Genomic DNA, 284 nt, shown 5'->3' with positions numbered 1-284 from the left:
CGCGCAAGGCGTCGTGCTGATCGACACGCCGCGCTATCCGTCGGTGCACGCGACACAGGCGCTTTACTGCGCCGATCTGATCGTCTGCGTGACACCGCCCGAGCCCGGTCCGCTCGCGACGCTCGCACGCCATCTGCCGCAATTGCGGGCGGCGCGCAACGAGTCGCTCTTCGTGCTGAACCGCTTGAACCCGGCGCGCGAGATGCAGCGCGACGCGCTCTCCATGCTGTCCGCCGCGCTCGGTCCCGGCGCCGCGCCGGTCATCCGTCTGCATGCCGACGCCG

Annotated in this window: 1 protein-coding gene; it reads left to right on the top strand. The window is 71.1% G+C overall.

The annotated features are described in order from the left end of the window. Nucleotides 1-13 precede the first annotated feature (13 nt). Nucleotides 14-284, top strand: a 271-nt coding sequence (locus R0J92_RS22470) for a hypothetical protein (RefSeq protein WP_411053290.1), incomplete at its 3' end; no start/stop codon positions are given.

This window comes from Tritonibacter sp. SIMBA_163, assembly GCF_046535935.1.
Classification (GTDB): domain Bacteria; phylum Pseudomonadota; class Alphaproteobacteria; order Rhodobacterales; family Rhodobacteraceae; genus Epibacterium; species Epibacterium scottomollicae.
This window is presented reverse-complemented; position numbering and strand designations above follow the sequence as displayed.